Here is an 18,676-nt window from a genome sequence, read left to right as displayed (position 1 = left end):
GGTCGCATCTACATTAGGAGTTCGTTCGACATGCTGCATTTGTCCCGCCTCACTTCGCTGGCCCTGACGATCGCCCTGGTGATCGGCGCGCCTATGGCTTTTGCCGACCAGGCCGCACCGGCTGCGCCCGCTGCCATGGCCGCGACCACCAAGGCACCGTTGCCGCTGGACGAGCTGCGCACCTTTGCCGAGGTCATGGACCGGATCAAGGCAGCTTATGTCGAACCCGTAGACGACAAGACCCTGCTGGAAAATGCCATCAAGGGCATGCTCAGCAACCTCGACCCGCACTCTGCCTACCTGGGCCCTGAAGATTTTGCCGAGTTGCAGGAAAGCACCAGCGGTGAGTTCGGCGGCCTGGGCATCGAAGTGGGCTCCGAGGACGGCCAGATCAAGGTGGTCTCGCCCATCGACGACACACCGGCGTCCAAGGCCGGCATCCAGGCCGGCGACCTGATCGTGAAGATCAACGGCCAGCCGACCCGCGGCCAGAGCATGACCGAGGCCGTCGACAAGATGCGCGGCAAGCTCGGCCAGAAAATCACCCTGACCCTGGTACGCGACGGCGGCAACCCGTTTGACGTGACCCTGGCCCGTGCGACCATCACGGTCAAGAGCGTCAAGAGCCAGTTGCTGGAGTCTGGCTACGGCTATATCCGCATCACCCAGTTCCAGGTCAAGACCGGCGACGAAGTGGCCAAGGCCCTGGCCAAGCTGCGCAAGGACAACGGCAAGAAACTCAACGGCATCGTGCTCGACCTGCGTAACAACCCAGGCGGCGTGTTGCAATCGGCGGTGGAAGTAGTCGACCACTTCATTACAAAGGGCCTGATTGTCTACACCAAGGGTCGAATCGCCAACTCCGAACTGCGCTTCTCGGCCACCGGCAACGACCTGAGCGAGAACGTGCCGCTGGCGGTACTGATCAACGGCGGCAGCGCCTCGGCCTCGGAAATCGTTGCAGGCGCCTTGCAGGACCAGAAGCGCGGCGTCCTGATGGGCACCACCACCTTCGGCAAGGGCTCGGTGCAAACCGTGTTGCCGCTCAACAATGAGCGGGCGCTGAAGATCACCACAGCGCTGTACTACACGCCGAACGGCCGTTCGATCCAGGCCCAGGGCATCGTGCCGGACATCGAAGTGCGCAAGGCCAAGATCACCAACGAGATCGACAGCGAGTACTACAAAGAGGCCGACCTGCAAGGTCACCTGGGCAATGGCAACGGCGGCGCCGACCAGCCCTCCGGCAGCGGCGCCAAAGCCAAGCCGATGCCGCAGGACGATGACTATCAGTTGGCCCAGGCGCTGAGCCTGCTCAAGGGCCTGAGCATCACCCGCAGCCGTTGATCATGCGCTTTTTCCTGATCATCGCTGTGCTGTGCAGCCTGGCCGGGGTCGCTCAAGCGACCTCGGCCAGCGAGCCACACAAAGCCTACCTGACCCTCATCATCGACGACCTCGGGCAAAACCTGCCCCGGGATCGTCGTGTGCTGGCCCTGCCTGGGCCGGTAACCACTGCGATCATGCCCGACACGCCCCACGCCGCCGAATTCGCCCGCGAGGCCCACAAGGCCGGCAAGATCGTGATTCTGCACATGCCCATGGACCCGGCCACCGGCCCCTTCGCCTGGCACCCCGAACTGCCGGTGGAAGAACTCGGCAAGCGCCTGGACGCCGCGTTCCAGGCAGTGCCCTATACAGCCGGCATCAACAACCATATGGGCAGCCGCATGACCGCGCAGCCGCAGGCGATGGCGTGGTTGATGGCCGAGCTGCAGCGACGTCACAAGTTCTTCGTAGACAGCCGCACCAGCGCGCAGACCGTCGCCGCCGCCGAGGCGCAGAAGATTGGCCTGGCGCATGTTTCGCGGGATGTGTTCCTCGATGACGAACGCACCGAAGCAGCGATTACCACCCAACTGCAAACCGCAATCAAGCTGGCGCATAAGCAGGGGTCGGCGGTGATGATCGGGCACCCTTACCCACAAACCCTGGCGGTGCTGGAGCGCGAATTGCCCAAGCTCAAGGCCCAGGGCGTGGAGTGGATCGATATCAAGTTAATGATCAGCGTGCGCAGTAACCGGGCGATGGCTGGGCATGGCAAAAACGGCATCTATCGCTGACGCCCCCCCCTGTAGGAGCGAGCTTGCTCGCGAAAAACTTGAGACCGCCGCGTACACCCCGGATACCCGCGTCATCGTTGACGTCCTTCGCGAGCAAGCTCGCTCCTACAGGTAGTTGGCCATGATCTGGTCGATAAGGCCTTCCTCACGCAACTGGTCCAGCGCGGCCTGAAGCTTGGCCACCACCTCATCCGGCACGTCCTTGTTCAACGCCAGGTAAAGCTGCGCACTGTTGAAACGCAATACCGTCTTGAGCCCGTTCACCCCCACCTGCCGCGCCAGGTAACGCCCGGCAGGGTCGCCTGTGGCCCACAGGTCGATCTGGCCCTCCATGAGTTTTTGCGCATTATCCTGGTCACGCAGGGCGACCATCGGCTTGAGCCCCTGCTTGTCCAGGCTTTCGGCAATGGCGTCGCCTTTGTAGGCGCCAATCTTGTAGCGGCGCGCCTGCTCCAGGCTATCCAGCTGGATCTTGCTGTCTGCCTTGGCCAGCAACACCCAGTCGTCCGGGCCGATGGGACCGACCCATTTGAACAGGGCTTCACGGTCTGGCAGCCGCGCCATCACAAACACGCCGTAACCGGGTTTTTCCAGGGCGAGCTTGTAGATTCGTTCCCACGGGAAACGCAGGGTCAGGTTGTAGGAAATGCCGGCGCGCTTGAAGATTTCGCGCATGATGTCTACGGCGATGCCTTCGATGTTCTCGTCCTTGGCGAAGTTCTTGCCGTTTTTCGCCATGTTGTAGGGCGGGAAATTTTCCGTCAGCAGTACCAGGGAAGTATCAGACGATTCTTCGGCTTGTGCCGTAGCCACCATGAGCATGGAGGAACTGGCGAGGGCGAGCAGCAGGTGTTTGAACATGAAGGCTACCGAAATCCATGGCAAGCGCAGAGAGTGCCGCGAGCCTGCCATGGTGTCCAGCGTTTAGCGAACGACGATACCGCGAGCCGCCATGTAGGCCTTTGCCTCGGGGACGGTGTATTCGCCAAAATGGAAAATACTCGCCGCCAGCACGGCGCTGGCGTGGCCTTCGATCACGCCATCGGCCAGGTGCTGAAGGTTGCCGACACCACCGGAGGCGATTACCGGAATGCCCAGGGCATCGCTGATGGCGCGGGTGACGCCAAGGTCGAAGCCATTTTTCATACCGTCCTGGTCCATGCTCGTCAGCAGGATTTCACCCGCGCCCAGGCCTTCCATCTTCATCGCCCACTCCACCGCGTCCAACCCGGTCGGCTTGCGCCCGCCATGGGTAAAGATCTCCCAACGCGGGGTTTCGCCCGGGCCGGACACCTTCTTGGCGTCGATGGCGACCACGATGCATTGCGAGCCGAAATGCTGCGCGGCCTCGCCGACGAACTCGGGGTTGAACACGGCGGCGGTATTGATCGAGACCTTGTCCGCGCCGGCATTGAGCAGGTTGCGGATGTCTTGCACGGTGCGCACGCCACCGCCCACGGTCAGCGGGATAAACACCTGGCTGGCCATGCGCTCGACGGTATGCAAGGTGGTATCGCGACCGTCGACGCTGGCGGTAATGTCGAGAAAGGTAATCTCATCGGCACCTTGCTCATCGTAGCGACGGGCGATTTCCACCGGGTCGCCGGCATCGCGGATGTTCTCGAACTTGACGCCCTTGACCACGCGACCGTTGTCGACGTCCAGGCAAGGGATGATGCGTTTGGCCAGCGCCATGGTCAGTCCTCAGCCGTTGTAGGCATCGCAGTAAGCCTGGGCTTCGGCGACGTCCAGGGTGCCTTCGTAAATCGCACGGCCAGTGATGGCGCCGATAATGCCGGGGGCCTTGGCGTCCAGCAGCGACTTGATGTCGCCCAGGTTGTGAATGCCGCCTGAGGCGATCACTGGAATCTTGGTCGCCGCCGCCAGGGCAGCGGTGAACGGCACGTTGCAACCCTGCATCATGCCGTCTTTGGCGATATCGGTATAAACGATGGCGGAAACGCCGTCGGCTTCAAACTGCTTGGCCAGGTCGATCACCTGCACGGTGCTGATTTCTGCCCAACCGTCGGTGGCGACGAAACCATCTTTAGCATCCAGGCCGACGATCACCTTGCCAGGGAACGCGCGGCAGGCTTCGGCGACGAAGGCTGGGTCTTTCACGGCCTTGGTGCCGATGATCACGTAGCTCACACCCGCTTTCACGTAGTGCTCGATGGTCTCCAGGGAGCGGATACCGCCGCCGATCTGGATCGGCAGGTTCGGGTAGCGCTTGGCGATCGCGGTGACCACCTCGCCATTGACCGGCTGGCCTTCGAAGGCACCGTTCAAGTCCACCAGGTGCAGACGACGGCAGCCACCCTCCACCCATTTGGCGGCCATGCTCACCGGGTCATCGGAGAACACCGTGGAATCTTCCATGCGGCCCTGGCGCAGACGTACACAGGCGCCGTCCTTGAGATCGATAGCGGGGATAATCAGCATCTGGCAAACCTTATTCGATATTCAGCAATGCTTGGGAAATCAGGGTTTCTCAAGCGACCACAAGTCGCTTTCGATGCTTTCGAACCTTTCTTTGAGGAGCGTCTGCGTATCGAAAATCGCCCTGTTGTAATAATGCGGCGCCACTTCGGTGGTGAACAACTCAAGAATCTCGGCGACCTCGAACGAACCCAGCTTGAGCTCGAAGCGGTCCTCCATGAACCGTTTGATTTTGTCGGTGGCCGCACGCTCCTGCTCGGGCGTGAGGTTCAAGATCGGCGGCTTCGGTTTCTTAGCCATTACCAGCGACCATCCCACGCGGCGAAGTTCTGCAGCAATTGCAGGCCATGGGTATGGCTCTTCTCCGGGTGGAACTGCACGGCAAAACGCGAACCTTCGGCCAGCGCTGCGGCGAAGTCGACGCCGTAATGCCCGCCACCCACCACCTGGCGCGGGTCACCGGCGGCGATGTAGTAGCTGTGCACGAAGTAGAAACGTGCCATGTCCGGAATCTCATGCCACAGCGGGTGATCGACGGTGCGGCGCACTTCGTTCCAGCCCATGTGCGGGACTTTCAAGTGCTCGCCGTCTTCATGCAGGCCCTTGCCGAAGAACTTCACCTGGCCTGGAAACAGGCCGATGCAGTCGACGCCGTCGTTCTCTTCGCTGCTGTCGAGCAAGGCTTGCATGCCCACGCAGATACCGAGGAACGGCCGATCCTGGCTAACCTCGCGCACCAGGCTGTCAAAGCCCAGGCGGCGGATCTCGGCCATGCAATCGCGAATCGCGCCGACACCGGGGAACACCACACGGTCGGCTTCGCGAATCACATTGGCATCGCTGGTGATCAGCACCTTGCCGGCGCCTACATGCTCGAGGGCCTTGGCCACCGAGTGCAGGTTACCCATGCCGTAATCGATAACCGCGACCGTCTGCATTACAGGACGCCCTTGGTCGACGGCATTTGCCCGCCCATGCGCTCATCGACTTCCACGGCCATGCGCAGTGCGCGGCCGAAAGCCTTGAACACGGTTTCGATCTGGTGGTGGGTGTTGGTGCCGCGCAGGTTGTCGATATGCAGGCTGACAAGGGCGTGGTTGACGAAGCCCTGGAAGAATTCCTGGAACAGGTCGACGTCAAAGCCGCGGCCCACATTGGCGCGGGTGTAGGGCACGTGCATCTGCAGGCCTGGCCGGCCGGAGAAGTCGATGACCACACGCGACAGCGCTTCGTCCAGCGGCACATAGGCATGACCGTAGCGACGGATGCCTTTCTTGTCGCCAACAGCCTTGGCAAAGGCCTGGCCGAGGGTGATGCCCACGTCTTCCACCATGTGGTGGTCGTCGATGTGCAGGTCGCCCTTGCCGACGATATCCAGGTCGATCAGCCCATGACGGGCGATCTGGTCCAGCATGTGCTCAAGAAAAGGTACACCGATATCAAATCGGGCCTTTCCGGTGCCATCCAGGTTGATCGAGGCTTTGATCTGGGTTTCCAGAGTGTCGCGCTCGACAGACGCCTTACGTTCGGCCATCACCAGCTCCGCAAAATCATTGGGCGAAAAAGGCAGCCATTATAGGGGCGTGGGCGCTAAACAGAAACATCGAAGGGGATAAGACTGATGGAGCGTCGGGGATAGACATGTGCATACATGTGAAGCACAGCCCCTGAAAACACTGGGAAACCAATATGGGAGGGGGCTTGCCCCAATGCCTGTCAGCTAAGACTCTGTAGGAGCGAGCTTGCTCGCGAAAAACTCACAGGCGCCGCGTTCATTCAGAAACCGCGCTTTATCGTTGACGTTTTTCGCGAGCAAGCTCGCTCCTACAGAGGGTAATGCATTGGGGCAAGCCCCCTCCCACAAGGGTTTGCAGTGTTAGTGGAACAGTACCGCGGTCTTCTGCAGGGTTACCCACACACCCCACGCCAACGGAATACCCACCACCAGCCAGGCGGCAACCGCCAACGGCTTGCTACCGGCGGACGCTTTCCACTCCAGCACGGTGGTCGCATCGGCACCTTTGTCATGCCCGAGCGCCTGTTCGGCGGCCAGTTCGGCGTCAGTCATGAAGTACTTGTCGGCCACCGGGCGTACCAGCATATTGCAGATAAAGCCCAGCACCAGCAGGCCGGCGAGGATATACAAGGTGATATCGTAGGCCGCAGCGCGTTCAACGCCGATGCTCAGCTGGTATTCACGCAGGTAGTTCACCAGAACCGGCCCCAACACGCCCGCAGCCGCCCAAGCGGTCAGCAGGCGACCGTGGATGGCACCCACCATCTGAGTACCGAACAGGTCAGCCAGGTAAGCCGGGACGGTGGCAAAACCACCACCGTACATCGACAGCACGATGCAGAACGCAGCCACGAACAGCGCGACGTTACCCAGGTGCCCCAGGTTCGGGATCAGCGCGTACAGGGCAAAACCCAGTGCAAAGAACACGAAGTAGGTATTTTTACGCCCCAGGTAATCGGAGAACGACGCCCAGAAGAACCGGCCCCCGATGTTGAACAGGCTCAGCAGGCCAGTAAAGCCAGCGGCAATCGCCGCAATGGAGGCAAGCTGACCGGCGTCCAACTGGCCAAATGGCACATCAACACCCAGCAGCTTGCCGCCGAACACTTCCTGCAACAGTGGCGAGGCCATGCCGAGGATGCCGATACCGGCCGATACGTTCAGGCACAACACCAGCCATACCAGGCGGAATTGCGGGGTTTTCCACGCGACATTCACATGCACGTGGCGATGAGTGATCATCGCGTTGCTGGCTTTTTTCGCCGGCGCGGTCCAACCCTCAGGCTTCCAGCCGGTCGGCGGCACGCGGTACAGCAATGCGCCACCGATCATGAACACGAAGTAAATCGCCGCCATGACCACGAAGCTCTGCCACACGCCCACGCTGGTCGGTGAAGAGAAGTGGCCCATCAGCGCTGCGGCCAGGGGTGCGCCCACCATCGCGCCACCGCCGAAGCCCATGATCGCCATGCCGGTCGCCATGCCGCGCTTGTCCGGGAACCACTTGATCAGGGTCGATACGGGCGAGATATAGCCCAGGCCCAGACCGATACCACCAATGACCCCGGAGCCGATCCACATCAGCCAGATCTGGTGGGTATAGATACCCAGCGCAGAAATCAGCAAGCCACCGCACCAGCACAGTGCCGAGACAACCCCGGCCTTGCGCGGCCCGGCATGTTCCAGCCAACCGCCCCAGATCGCTGCCGAGCAGCCCAGGAAGATGAAGAACAGGGTGTAGATCCAGCCCAGCATGGAGATGGGCCAATCGCATTGAGACGAGAAGACTTGGGCGATGAAGCTCATGTCCGGCGCGCAGGCCACCGGTGCGCTGATCCCCAGCGCCTTGGACAATGGCAGCCAGAATACGGAAAAACCGTAGGCCATGCCGATACACAAGTGGATGGCCAGGGCGGCCGGTGGAACCAGCCAGCGGTTGAACCCCGGCTTGGCGATGATGCGTTCCTTGGACAGGAACGCGGGCTGTGCGGCGACGGCGCCGGCCACAGTGCTAGTGCTCATTGGTGTTTCCCCCATTTATTAATATGCGTCCGTCAGGCGCTCTCTCCCTCGGCCTTGCACGCAAAGCGTGGCCGTTTTGTTGAGTGAAGCTCCCTTTTAGGCGCGACGTTAAGTCGCAGAAGGCGGACGAACGTGCAGAGATTAGCACCAGTGGATGACAGAAAAATCAAACTGCCACTACCTTTTTTGGATTATCTGCATTTTTCTGACGTCAAAATCCTATTTTCGCGTCACTGGATACAATGTAACGATGCGTGAACTGACGCAGGCCGCCGGGCGTTATACTCTGCGGCTAAATTTTGAAATCGACATACAAGGACTCGCCCATGAAAGCGTTCGGCAAAATCCTGGGTCTGGTACTTCTCGGGCTGTTGCTGATCATTGTGGCGCTCGGCTTTGCCCTGACCCACCTCTTCGATCCCAACGACTACAAAGAAGAAATTCGCCAGATAGCCCGCGACAAGGCCCACATCGAGCTGACGCTCAATGGCGATATCGGTTGGAGCCTGTTCCCCTGGCTGGGCCTGGAGTTGCACGAAGCCAGCGTCGCGACCCTGACCGCACCGACTCAACCATTCGCCGACTTGCAGATGCTTGGCCTGTCGGTGCGCGTGCTGCCGCTGCTGCGCCGTGAAGTGCAAATGAGCGATGTGCGCGTCGAGGGCCTGAACCTGCGCCTGAACCGCGACAAGCAAGGCCATGGCAACTGGGAAGACATCGGCAAGAACGTACCCGATGCGACTGCCGAGGCCCCCGCAGCCGCGCCTGCGCCAGTGGAACCGGTGGCTGAAACCAAGCCGGAGAAACCACCGCAACCGATCCGCCTGGATATCGACAGCCTGACCATCAACAACGCCCGCGTCGAATACAACGACGAACAGACCGGCAAGCAATTCAGTGCCGAAAGCATCCAGCTCAGTGCCGGTGCGATCCACGAAGGCGCCAGCATTCCACTGAAACTCACCGCGTTCCTGGGCAGCAACCAGCCGCTGATGCGCGTCAAGACCGAGCTGAACGGCAACTTGCGCATCCAGCGTGCCCTCAAGCGCTACCAGTTCGAAGACATGCGCTTGAGCGGCGAAGCCACCGGCGAGCCGCTGCAGGGCAAGACCGTAAGTTTCTCCACCCAGGGCCAACTGCTGGTGGACCTGGCAGCCAACATCGCCGAATGGACCAACCTGAAACTTTCTGCCAACCAGTTACGCGCGTTGGGCGAATTGAAGGTCAATGACCTGGACAAGACCCCGCAAATCAGCGGCGCCCTGTCTGTCGCCCAGTTTGACCTGGCCAAGTTTCTCGACAGCGTCGGTCACCCATTGCCGGCTATGGCCCCGGGCAGCCTGAGCAAGGTCGAACTGGTCAGCCGTCTGAAGGGCACGCCCACCAGCATGGCCCTGGAAAACCTGAACCTGAAACTTGACGAAAGCACTTTCACTGGCCGCGTCGCTGTGGACGATTTCGCCAAGCAGTCCCTGCGTTTACAACTCAAGGCCGATACCTTCAACGCTGACAATTACCTGCCGGCCAAATCCGAAGCGGCCAAAGGCGCAACCGCCGCACGCCAGGCCGAAGTGCAAAGCAGCGAAGCCGGCGCCATGGCAGCCGGGGGCAGCACGCCATTGCCGGACGCACCAACCAAAGGCGCCTGGAGCACCGACAAGCTGCTGCCACTGACCCGCCTGCGCAGCCTGGATATAAACGCCGACCTGGCGTTCGGCCAACTCACCCTGAGCCAGTTGCCGATCCAGAACGCGGCGCTGAAAGCTTCGGGTATCGACGGCCAGCTCAAGCTCGACAGCTTGAGTGGCGGGCTCTACAACGGCACCTTCCAGGCCAACGGCACGCTCGATGTGCGCCAGGACCTGCCACTGCTGGCGCTGCGAACCCAAATCAAGCAAGTGCCGGTGGAAAAGATCCTGCAAGCCCAGGGGAAAAACCCGCCAGTAAAAGGCCAGGTCACCCTGGACAGCAATCTGACCGGGCGTGGCAACAGCCAGAAGGCGCTGATCGACAGCCTCAACGGTACCGCCAGCTTTGTGATCAATAATGGCGTGCTGCTCAACGCCAACATTGAGCAACAGGTCTGCACCGGTATCGCCCTGCTCAACCGCAAGACCTTGAGCAATACGCCACCGGGCAAGGACACACCCTTCCAGGAACTGCGCGGCAATCTGACGTTCCGTAACGGCGTGGCCAGCAACCCCGACCTGAAAGTGCGTATCCCAGGGCTGACGGTCAATGGCAATGGCGATGTCGACTTGCGCGTGCTGGGCATGGACTACCGCGTCGGCATCATCGTCGAAGGCGACCAGCGCGAGGTGCCAGACCCGGCCTGCCAGGTTGGCGCCAATTTCCAGGGCATTGAAGTTCCGCTGCGCTGTCGCGGCCCGCTGGAGCTGGGCGCCAAGGCCTGCCGTCTGGACAAGGATGGCCTTGGTCAGGTCGCCCTCAAGGCTGCCGGCAATCGCCTGAACGAGAAGCTCGAAGAGAAGCTCGACAAGGTCAATCCAAAAATCAAGGACGCTTTGAAAGGCCTGTTCAACCGATGAGAGACGAGCAGTTTTCAGCGGCGGTACTCGACTGGTACGACCGCCACGGCCGCCATGACCTGCCCTGGCAACAGGGCATCACACCTTACCGGGTGTGGGTGTCGGAGATCATGCTGCAACAGACCCAGGTCAGCACCGTGCTCAATTACTTCGACCGGTTCATGGCGTCTCTGCCGACGGTCGAAGCCCTGGCGGCCGCGCCGGAAGACGAAGTGCTGCACCTGTGGACCGGCCTGGGCTACTACACCCGGGCGCGCAACCTGCAGAAGACCGCCAAGATCGTGGTGAACGAGCACGGCGGCGAGTTTCCCCGCGACGTGGAAAAGCTCACCGAGCTGCCAGGCATTGGCCTGTCCACCGCCGGTGCAATCGCCAGCCTGAGCATGGGCCTGCGCGCGCCGATCCTCGACGGCAACGTCAAGCGCGTGCTGGCGCGCTTTACCGCGCAAGAGGGTTACCCAGGCGAGCCCAAGGTGGCCAAGCAGCTGTGGGCCACCGCAGAGCGCTTTACGCCCTATACCCGTGTCAACGCCTACACCCAGGCGATGATGGACATGGGCGCCACGCTCTGCACCCGCAGCAAACCCAGCTGCCTGCTGTGCCCGCTGGAAAAAGGCTGCGAGGCCCACATGCTTGGCCTGGAGACACGCTACCCGATCCCCAAGCCGCGCAAGGCCATCCCACAGAAGCGCACGCTGATGCCGATGCTGGCGAACAGCGAGGGCGCGATTCTGCTCTACCGTCGTCCTTCCACGGGCCTGTGGGGCGGTTTGTGGAGCTTGCCGGAACTGGACGACCTGGAAGACCTCGATCACCTGGCCAACCAGCACGCGCTGCAACTGGGCAAGCATCAGGAGCTCCCCGGGCTGGTCCACACCTTCAGCCACTTCCAGTTGGCCATCGAACCCTGGCTGGTCCAGGTCGAGGAATCCGCCCATCACGTGGCCGAGGCCGACTGGCTCTGGTATAACCTCGCCACCCCGCCGCGCCTGGGCCTTGCCGCTCCGGTAAAGACGTTGCTCAAGCGCGCGGCCGACGTATTGAACGCAGGAGTTTCGTCATGACCCGCACCGTAATGTGCCGCAAGTACAAAGAAGAACTGGAAGGACTGGAACGCCCTCCCTATCCGGGCGCCAAGGGCCAGGACATTTACGACAACGTATCCGCCAAAGCCTGGGGCGACTGGTTGAAACACCAGACCCTGCTGATCAATGAAAAACGCCTGAACATGATGAACGCCGAAGACCGCAAATACCTGGCGGGCGAAATGGACAAGTTCTTTTCCGGCGAGGAATACGCCAAGGCTGACGGCTACGTGCCGCCTGCTCAATAATTGATCAAAAACCGGGGTCTGCACGTAAGCGACGGTAATAATTAAATATTTTTTGAAAACTTGCTTGACGACCCCCTGAAAAACCCGTTTAATGCGCCCCGTTGCCCAGATAGCTCAGTCGGTAGAGCAGGGGATTGAAAATCCCCGTGTCGGCGGTTCGATTCCGTCTCTGGGCACCAAAATACCGAAAAACCCCAAGGAACAATGTGTCCTTGGGGTTTTTTATTGCCTGCGATTTAATGGGCTCTGGATAACCCTGGACCTGGATCCCGAGCAGGAGCGCCTTGAATCAGGCAATCACGATACCGGCACCGATTAAGTCCATCGGCATAGCCGTCGAAGGGATGAGCCCTTCAAGAGCATGGAGCTAAAGTACCCTGGGTCGCTGGATAGTACGGATGCAGAAAAATTCAAGGAGATATTCATGAAGTATTGCTGGATCGCACTTGCCCTTCTGCTTGGCGCCTGTGCAAGGACCCCTTCCCCTGAACAACTGGCAGAACAGCAGTTATGGGAACAACAGTTGATAAGCCATATACAACTGTTCAAATTTTACCCGGCAAACGCTCAGATGCAGGGGCTGGAGGGTCAAGTCAATATCGAGTTCATCATCGATGCCCGCGGCAACTTGTTGCGTCAGCGCGTCATCAGTCACTCAGGCTCTGAGCTTTTTGTCGCTGCCGTGCAGGCTTTTCTCCCAGCAGCATCGCCAATGCCTGCTCCGCCTGCGTCAGTTCTCAAGGATGGCGAAGTCGAGGTGCGCGCTCCCTTCGTATACTGCCTGACCCCAACCTGCGCAGGGCAAGCGGCGCGCCAGGGCGCCATTGAGGCAGTAGAGCGCAATACGGTAACGGATTGACCGAGCCTCTTTGCGCAAAGCGATTGAGGCTTTTTTTTCGCTGGCTTCAATCGTTCACCCTTTACCTAATTCACAGCTGTAAGGTTTCTTTCATGACACGCCTCTTGCTCTGCTCGCTATTACTGCTGACAGCACTACTCAGTGGATGCGCCACGCAAATGGACGTAGCGATCAACGCAACACCCGATCCGGACTATCACTTCGACCGCCAGGCAACCGTATTGGTGACGTCTGTCGGTGGCAGCGACGAAAACGCACTCAATGCCCGCTACTACCTGCGCGACATGGTCAGCGCCATGAAGGACCAGGGCTTTCGCAATGTCTTTACCGACACCACACTGCCCAAGAACCATGCACCGATCAAAATGACCATCACTCTTGATGTCGAAAGCAAGCAGGTCACTTACCGCTACACCGCTACCGACTATGGCCCGGTGGCAAACAGCACGACCACGCAGTGCAAAAAGAACAAGAAGAAAACCGACCAACTGACCTGCACCAGCGTCCCGAACACCTCCTATGGCCCGGTGGGCACATCGGAACGCACCGGCTACACCACCCTCACCACCTTCCGGGCTACCGCTCGGGATGAAGCGAGCAGGCGTGCGGTGTACGTGCTGCGAGTATCGTCCTATAACGACGATTGCCAGGCGGCCAAGGTCGAAGCCTTCCTGGTGCAGCAAGGCCTGCAGAACCTGAACTTCCAGGACCGCGTGCAGCGCAATTACACGGTGACGATGCCTGAGGGGTATCGCTGCAAATAGCTTGCTCCCGTCCGGATACAGCTTGGGCACCCTGACCAAAGCCGACCCGACCTAGTTTCATTTGGGATATTTTTCACTTATCCGAACTGATTTTTTGAGATAGTGTAGGGCCTCATCAGGCCCCTAACGCCTTCCCTACGGGCATCAAATCAGCCTTATTTCGAGATAATCAAAATATCAATTGGAGATACTTTCCATATGCCCGAGTTTGCTCATCACGATCTGGAGCTATTGAACCCCTCGTTCGACTCGGGCCTGGTTGATGTTCTGAGCGAGCTGGAACACCTGCGCCGCCTGCAACTGGGTGGCGATACACCGCCTGCTGTTTTTTTCCAGTTGAAAGCCCTGTTTCATACGCTGGAAAGCCTGGGCTCTGCACGTATCGAGGGCAACCACACGACACTGGCCGACTACATCGAAAGCAAAGTCGAAGGGGCCGCCGAGGCTTCAGATCCGTTGCGGGAAATTGCGAATATCGAAAAGGCCATGGACTACGTCGAAAGCATCATGCAGACCGGCGCTGATCTCACGGAGTTTGCGATTCGAGAGCTTCACTCAATCACCGTCCAGGGACTGCAACGCGAAGGTGATCGTACGCCAGGTGCTTACCGCGAGTCCGGGGTCAGCATTGCCCAGTCCGATCACCTCCCGCCCGAGGCGGTGATGGTGCCAGGCTACATGCAAGAACTCGTCGCCTTTGTGAATAAGCAGGATGCCCCCAAGTACGATCTGATGAAAGTCGCGCTGGCCCACCACCGGTTTGGCTGGATCCACCCATTTGGCAACGGCAATGGCCGCGTCGTGCGCCTTCTGACGTACGCAATGTTGATGAAGTACGGCTTCAACGTCAGCGCTGGCGGCCGAGTCCTGAATCCGACGGCAGTCTTCTGTATCGACCGCGAAAAGTATTACGCGATGCTTTCCACCGCTGACACAGGCACCAAGGAAGGCCTTGAGGCTTGGTGTACGTATGTGCTGGCAGGCATTAGAGATGAATTAGAGAAAGTCAGCAGGCTGACGGACTACGGCTACCTGACCAGGCACATTCTTGCCCCCACCATTGCATTGGCGAAAGACCGCGCATGGATAACGCCTCTTGAAGAGAAAATTCTGAGCACGGCGATGCAACTGAAGGTGGTCAAGTCGGGCGATATCGCTGACGCTCTACCGACACTGTCCGCCGCCCAAAGAACCTATCAAATAAAAAAACTGGTCGACCAAGGGATGCTGCTTCCCATCAGTCCAGGTGCTCGGCAGTACACAATCGGGTTCTCAAATAATTATTTGATCAGAGGGGTTATCAAATCCCTGCGCGAAGAAGGCTTTATTCCTGAGCAGCTGGACAAACCTTATCCATGAGGGGGCCCGCCAAGTTGCCCCCTCACTTCAGCAAAAACACCATCAACGGATTGTCATTCAACCGCCCCGCAAAGCTTGGCGACAGTTGCTCCACTGGCGAGCCTTTCAACAGCGCAGTCTCCTTGCGCGGCACAATCACCCAGGATGGCCGGGGCAGCGCACTCAGTTGCTCAAGCTGGTGACGCTCGACAAACAGTGGCTGCTCATCGTGATCCAGGTTCATCATGTAGCGCACCGCCCAGGTGTCTCGGGCCAGGTCGACAAATACCAAAGGGCCAGGCTGCGACTCACGTAGTGCCTCCACCTGGCTGACAAACCGTCGGGTGTCGAATTGCAGGTCCTTGGCCGGCTCTATCACCGCTACCAGCAACGACCATTGCGCCGCCAGTGCTATCACGCTGAGCCATACCAAACGCAACGGCCGGCGCCAGGCAATCAACGCTGCGAGTTGCAGCAACACCAACACACCAATCATCAGCGGCAAGGAAATATCCGGCCAATAGCCCTGCTTGTGCCAAGCATGCCGACACACAAACAACACAACCACACACAACGCCGGCAGCGCTACGACAAGCCCTTCGTAACAACGGCGCACGCCCACCAGCCAACCTTGCGCCTGGAGCAGCCCATAGGCCGCGACAGCCGCAAACATCGGCACCATCGGCAAGATGTAATAAGCGCGCTTGAAGTGCGGCACTGACAAGCCGAGCAGAATCATCAAGCCACAGGCTGCGAGACGCACCAGCAGTTGCAGGTCCTCATGGGCCCAGCGCTCAGGCCAGCGATGGCGCAGCGCGACCAGGGTGGCCAACGCCAGCGGCACCACCGGAAAGTAACGGTACAAACTCAGCTGAAAGTAAAAATAGAATGGCTCGCCGGACTCATCCAGGCGCCCGCCAACCTGCATCTTGAACACTTCATCAGCAAAGGCATCACCGCCACTGAACCGCGCAAGCTTCATCAGCAGCCACCAGCACACCGCGAGCAGCACCAGGCCGATAACGCCGTGGATCAGCACTTGCCGAACGCGCTCGCCCGGCCTGCCCAGCGCCCAATACACGCACACCACCCCACAGACCTCAATCAACCCCAGCGGGCCACGGATTGCAAAAGCCAGGACGAACAACGGGAACACCGCCAGTTGCCGCAGGCGCGACCCCTGGCGCTCGCCACTGTGCAGCAGATAGAAACTGCCGACACACAACAGCGCGATCATCTGGTCGAGGCAGACCGAGCGCGACTTTTCGAGCAACTGGGTGGTGAGTAGCGTCAGCAACGCCGTCAAAAACGCCCATGGACGACTGAACGGCGCCAGCAAGCGGTACATCAGCGCGATCACACCGGCCGACGCAAGCGCGGTGGGCAATACATTCGCCAAATGATTCGGTGCATCAAACCAGCGGGCGAATACAAAACTGAAGAAAGTCGCAGTGCCTGGGTAGTCCGCGTAAGGCTGACCGTAGGTGGTGGGAAAAAAGCTTGCGCCGTGGCGAAACATTTCCTGCATGAACAACGCCCAGCGCCCATCAAAGCCCTGGGGCTGCTGATCCCAGATTCCCAACGTGAACAACAACAGGGCAATCAGAAAGAGGCCCAGGGACTCCAGGCGAATACGGTTGCGATGATCCATCGGGTGACCTGTCAGGTGGGAAGCGCTGGCGTATGGTGCCGACCGCAGCCCTGAATAGCGCCTGAACGAACCTGAACATTCACGTTTTTACCGACTTGAGTGCCACACCACTGCCGGGATCAGGCGAACGTAGACCAACTCGGCCACCAGCTCGACCAGGGTTTGCAGGATCACCGCCGCGGCAGCCAACCCGCGCACGTCCTCCGGCAAGGCCAGCGCCAACGGCAATACCACCAGCGAGTTGCGCGTTGACGCACTGAACGTCACCGCCCGCGCGCTTGGCGCAGGCAGCGCAAATAGCCGTGCAGCGAGGATCCCCATCAACGGCGCCAGCAGTACAAAGCCCAGATAGATCGCAAGCACCGGCAGCAGCAGGTCGATGTCGCGCATCACTGACGTGATCTGCGACCCAATCACCACGAACAGCACCAGGGCCATCGTCGGCACCGGCAACCAGGCCCACGCATTGCTCCATTTGCCGACAAGCGTTGATCGCCGCGCCAGGTAGGCCGTCAGCACGGCCAGCAGCATCGGCACCACGATCAACCACAGGAATGCCTCGATAAACGGGCCGATCTGAACCACCACTCCCGAGTGCGCGCCCAGCATAAAGCCCAGGTACACCGGCAGCAGTGCCAACTGCAGCAGCAATAACAACGGCGTGGCCGCCAGCATCGACCGCGAGTCGCCCTTGCCGATGTGGGTGAACACCACCACGTAATCAATACAGGGCGTCAACAACACCAGTAATGCCCCCACCAACAGCGCGGGATGCTCCAACAGACCACGGGTCAGCGCCCACACCAGTAATGGCACCAGAACAAAGTTGGCCAGCAACAGCGCCGAGACAAAGCGGATATTGCCCAAACCCTGGCGCAGATCGAGGAAAGGAATTTGCAGGAACATCGCGTACATCAATACCGCGATGGCGGGTGTGATCAATACGTTCAAACCGTGAGCCAGTACCGGCGCGAACACACCACAGGCAGCGGCCAGCAGGATGGCGACAAAATAGAAGGGGATCTGGTTATGCTCAAGGGCATCGCGGGTCATGAGGACGCTCTGGCGGATGACAAAGCCGTAGCCTATTGATCTATGGCCTGACGGTCGAGCGCGATGAACGACCAGATCCGCCCGGATTTCCTTGGGATTTACCCCAACCTGCGCTTCAATACCCCACCCAGATCCAGAACCCAAGGACGTTGAGCCCATGGCCTCGCCGAACAAGCAGCAAAAACGCGCCCAGCGGGCAAAGACCAAGGCCAAGCAAAACCGCACCCAGCGCGCTGTCGCGGCCAAGCCGGATGCGTTCGCCGGCGACGACAGCCGCATCGATCTTGAGTCGGTGGACTTGACCGAACTGTTCGTCGAGATGCGCACCGCAGGCGAGATCAGCCAGCAGGCACTGTGCGCGGTATTCCTGGCGCACCCGCTGCTGGCGCTGGTGCTGGAGCAGGAAGGCGAAGAGGAAGCGACCGACTTTATCCTGGCGGCGCTGATTGAATATCGGCAGTGGGCGACAGACAGCGATGACGAGGCCGCTGCGCTGGCATGGATCGAATCGCCGCAGTTCCAGGCGGACTACGTGGCAGCATCCCAAGCGCTGACAGCCTCAACAGACTGACCCATATCAAAATGTGGGAGGGGGCTTGCTCCCGATGGCAGAGTCTCAGTCAACATCCAAGTGACTGACACACCGCCATCGGGAGCAAGCCCCCTCCCACATTTGCGTCACATCCCGTCAGTTGAGCACTGCTGCGCCTGATTTCTGGGCCTTGTCGCAGCTCGCCACTACCAATACCACCTGCAAGCTCAGCATCTCAGTCACTGACAACCTCAGCAGACTGACGCGTATCAAAATGTGGGAGGGGGCTTGCTCCCGATGGCAGAGTCTCAGTCAACATCCAAGTGACTGACACACCGCCATCGGGAGCAAGCCCCCTCCCACATTTGCACCACATTCCGTCAGTTGAGCACTGCTGCGCCTGATTTCTGGGCCTTGTCGCAGCTCGCCACTACCAATACCACCTGCAAGCTCAGCATCTCAGTCGCTGACAACCTCAGCAGACTGACCCATATCAA

The 18,676-nt window shown here is 59.9% G+C and carries 18 protein-coding genes and 1 tRNA gene; 10 read left to right on the top strand and 9 right to left on the bottom strand.

Going from position 1 to position 18,676, the window contains the following annotated elements:
• Window positions 1–30 precede the first annotated feature (30 nt).
• Both KVH01_RS09210 and KVH01_RS09205 read left to right on the top strand, forming a co-directional pair.
• Window positions 31–1,347, top strand: coding sequence for a S41 family peptidase (locus KVH01_RS09210; RefSeq protein ID WP_217881232.1), 1,317 nt, complete (start codon window positions 31–33; stop codon window positions 1,345–1,347).
• Window positions 1,348–1,349: 2 nt separating this feature from the next.
• Window positions 1,350–2,123 carry a divergent polysaccharide deacetylase family protein gene (locus tag KVH01_RS09205; RefSeq protein WP_217881231.1) on the top strand — a complete coding sequence of 258 codons (774 nt, stop codon included), beginning with the start codon at window positions 1,350–1,352 and terminating at the stop codon, window positions 2,121–2,123.
• Between the two features lie 105 nt (window positions 2,124–2,228).
• Here KVH01_RS09205 and KVH01_RS09200 read toward each other — a convergent pair whose 3' ends face one another.
• The 7 genes from KVH01_RS09200 to KVH01_RS09170 all read right to left on the bottom strand — a co-directional run bounded on the left by KVH01_RS09200 (window position 2,229) and on the right by KVH01_RS09170 (window position 8,100).
• On the bottom strand, window positions 2,229–2,984 hold the full coding sequence (locus tag KVH01_RS09200) for a substrate-binding periplasmic protein (protein ID WP_217881230.1): 756 nt from the start codon (window positions 2,982–2,984) through the stop codon (window positions 2,229–2,231).
• Window positions 2,985–3,047: 63 nt separating this feature from the next.
• Window positions 3,048–3,818, bottom strand: coding sequence for an imidazole glycerol phosphate synthase subunit HisF (gene hisF / locus KVH01_RS09195; protein WP_003171107.1), 771 nt, complete (start codon window positions 3,816–3,818; stop codon window positions 3,048–3,050).
• Between the two features lie 9 nt (window positions 3,819–3,827).
• A complete protein-coding gene (gene hisA, locus KVH01_RS09190; protein ID WP_003187784.1) occupies window positions 3,828–4,565 on the bottom strand; it encodes a 1-(5-phosphoribosyl)-5-[(5-phosphoribosylamino)methylideneamino]imidazole-4-carboxamide isomerase in 738 nt (245 codons plus the stop codon).
• Window positions 4,566–4,604: 39 nt separating this feature from the next.
• Window positions 4,605–4,862: a DUF2164 domain-containing protein gene (locus tag KVH01_RS09185; RefSeq protein WP_043047297.1), complete on the bottom strand. Its 258-nt coding sequence runs from the start codon at window positions 4,860–4,862 to the stop codon at window positions 4,605–4,607.
• Complete coding sequence (hisH, locus tag KVH01_RS09180) at window positions 4,862–5,500, bottom strand: imidazole glycerol phosphate synthase subunit HisH (protein WP_217881229.1); 639 nt, start codon at window positions 5,498–5,500, stop codon at window positions 4,862–4,864. The genes KVH01_RS09185 and hisH overlap by 1 nt, the downstream gene beginning before the upstream one ends.
• The gene (gene hisB, locus KVH01_RS09175) at window positions 5,500–6,096 is read right to left on the bottom strand and encodes an imidazoleglycerol-phosphate dehydratase HisB (protein ID WP_043047299.1); all 597 of its coding nucleotides are present in this window, start codon (window positions 6,094–6,096) and stop codon (window positions 5,500–5,502) included. The genes hisH and hisB overlap by 1 nt, the downstream gene beginning before the upstream one ends.
• Before the next feature lie 342 nt (window positions 6,097–6,438).
• Complete coding sequence (locus KVH01_RS09170; protein ID WP_043047300.1) at window positions 6,439–8,100, bottom strand: OFA family MFS transporter; 1,662 nt, start codon at window positions 8,098–8,100, stop codon at window positions 6,439–6,441.
• Between the two features lie 326 nt (window positions 8,101–8,426).
• On the opposite strand from KVH01_RS09170, the gene KVH01_RS09165 reads away from it, so the two are divergent.
• The 7 genes from KVH01_RS09165 to KVH01_RS09135 all read left to right on the top strand — a co-directional run bounded on the left by KVH01_RS09165 (window position 8,427) and on the right by KVH01_RS09135 (window position 14,964).
• Window positions 8,427–10,649: an AsmA family protein gene (locus KVH01_RS09165; protein WP_217881228.1), complete on the top strand. Its 2,223-nt coding sequence runs from the start codon at window positions 8,427–8,429 to the stop codon at window positions 10,647–10,649.
• Complete coding sequence (gene mutY / locus KVH01_RS09160; RefSeq protein WP_217881227.1) at window positions 10,646–11,713, top strand: A/G-specific adenine glycosylase; 1,068 nt, start codon at window positions 10,646–10,648, stop codon at window positions 11,711–11,713. The genes KVH01_RS09165 and mutY overlap by 4 nt, the downstream gene beginning before the upstream one ends.
• Window positions 11,710–11,982: an oxidative damage protection protein gene (locus KVH01_RS09155; protein WP_043047303.1), complete on the top strand. Its 273-nt coding sequence runs from the start codon at window positions 11,710–11,712 to the stop codon at window positions 11,980–11,982. The genes mutY and KVH01_RS09155 overlap by 4 nt, the downstream gene beginning before the upstream one ends.
• A gap of 103 nt (window positions 11,983–12,085) precedes the next feature.
• Window positions 12,086–12,161, top strand: a tRNA-Phe gene (locus tag KVH01_RS09150).
• Window positions 12,162–12,406: 245 nt separating this feature from the next.
• A complete protein-coding gene (locus KVH01_RS09145) occupies window positions 12,407–12,841 on the top strand; it encodes a TonB family protein (RefSeq protein WP_217881226.1) in 435 nt (144 codons plus the stop codon).
• 92 nt (window positions 12,842–12,933) lie between these two features.
• Entirely contained in the window at window positions 12,934–13,605 is a 672-nt protein-coding gene (locus KVH01_RS09140) for a hypothetical protein (RefSeq protein ID WP_043047304.1), read from the top strand.
• Between the two features lie 198 nt (window positions 13,606–13,803).
• The gene (locus tag KVH01_RS09135; protein WP_043047305.1) at window positions 13,804–14,964 is read left to right on the top strand and encodes a Fic family protein; all 1,161 of its coding nucleotides are present in this window, start codon (window positions 13,804–13,806) and stop codon (window positions 14,962–14,964) included.
• Between the two features lie 22 nt (window positions 14,965–14,986).
• Here the strand turns inward: KVH01_RS09135 and KVH01_RS09130 are convergent, their stop codons facing one another.
• Window positions 14,987–16,594: an ArnT family glycosyltransferase gene (locus tag KVH01_RS09130; RefSeq protein ID WP_217881225.1), complete on the bottom strand. Its 1,608-nt coding sequence runs from the start codon at window positions 16,592–16,594 to the stop codon at window positions 14,987–14,989.
• 87 nt (window positions 16,595–16,681) lie between these two features.
• Window positions 16,682–17,647, bottom strand: a complete 966-nt coding sequence (locus tag KVH01_RS09125; RefSeq protein ID WP_217881224.1) for an arsenic resistance protein — start codon at window positions 17,645–17,647, stop codon at window positions 16,682–16,684.
• Window positions 17,648–17,804: 157 nt separating this feature from the next.
• Between KVH01_RS09125 and KVH01_RS09120 the strand changes: the two genes are divergently transcribed.
• Window positions 17,805–18,218 carry a hypothetical protein gene (locus tag KVH01_RS09120; RefSeq protein WP_005783897.1) on the top strand — a complete coding sequence of 138 codons (414 nt, stop codon included), beginning with the start codon at window positions 17,805–17,807 and terminating at the stop codon, window positions 18,216–18,218.
• The last annotated feature ends 458 nt before the right edge of the window (window positions 18,219–18,676 follow it).

Origin of the sequence: Pseudomonas khavaziana (assembly GCF_019145205.1) — a bacterium.
GTDB classification, from domain to species: Bacteria; Pseudomonadota; Gammaproteobacteria; order Pseudomonadales; family Pseudomonadaceae; genus Aquipseudomonas; species Aquipseudomonas khavaziana.
Note: the sequence above shows the minus strand (reverse complement) of the source record. Positions and strands in the feature narration are given on the sequence as shown.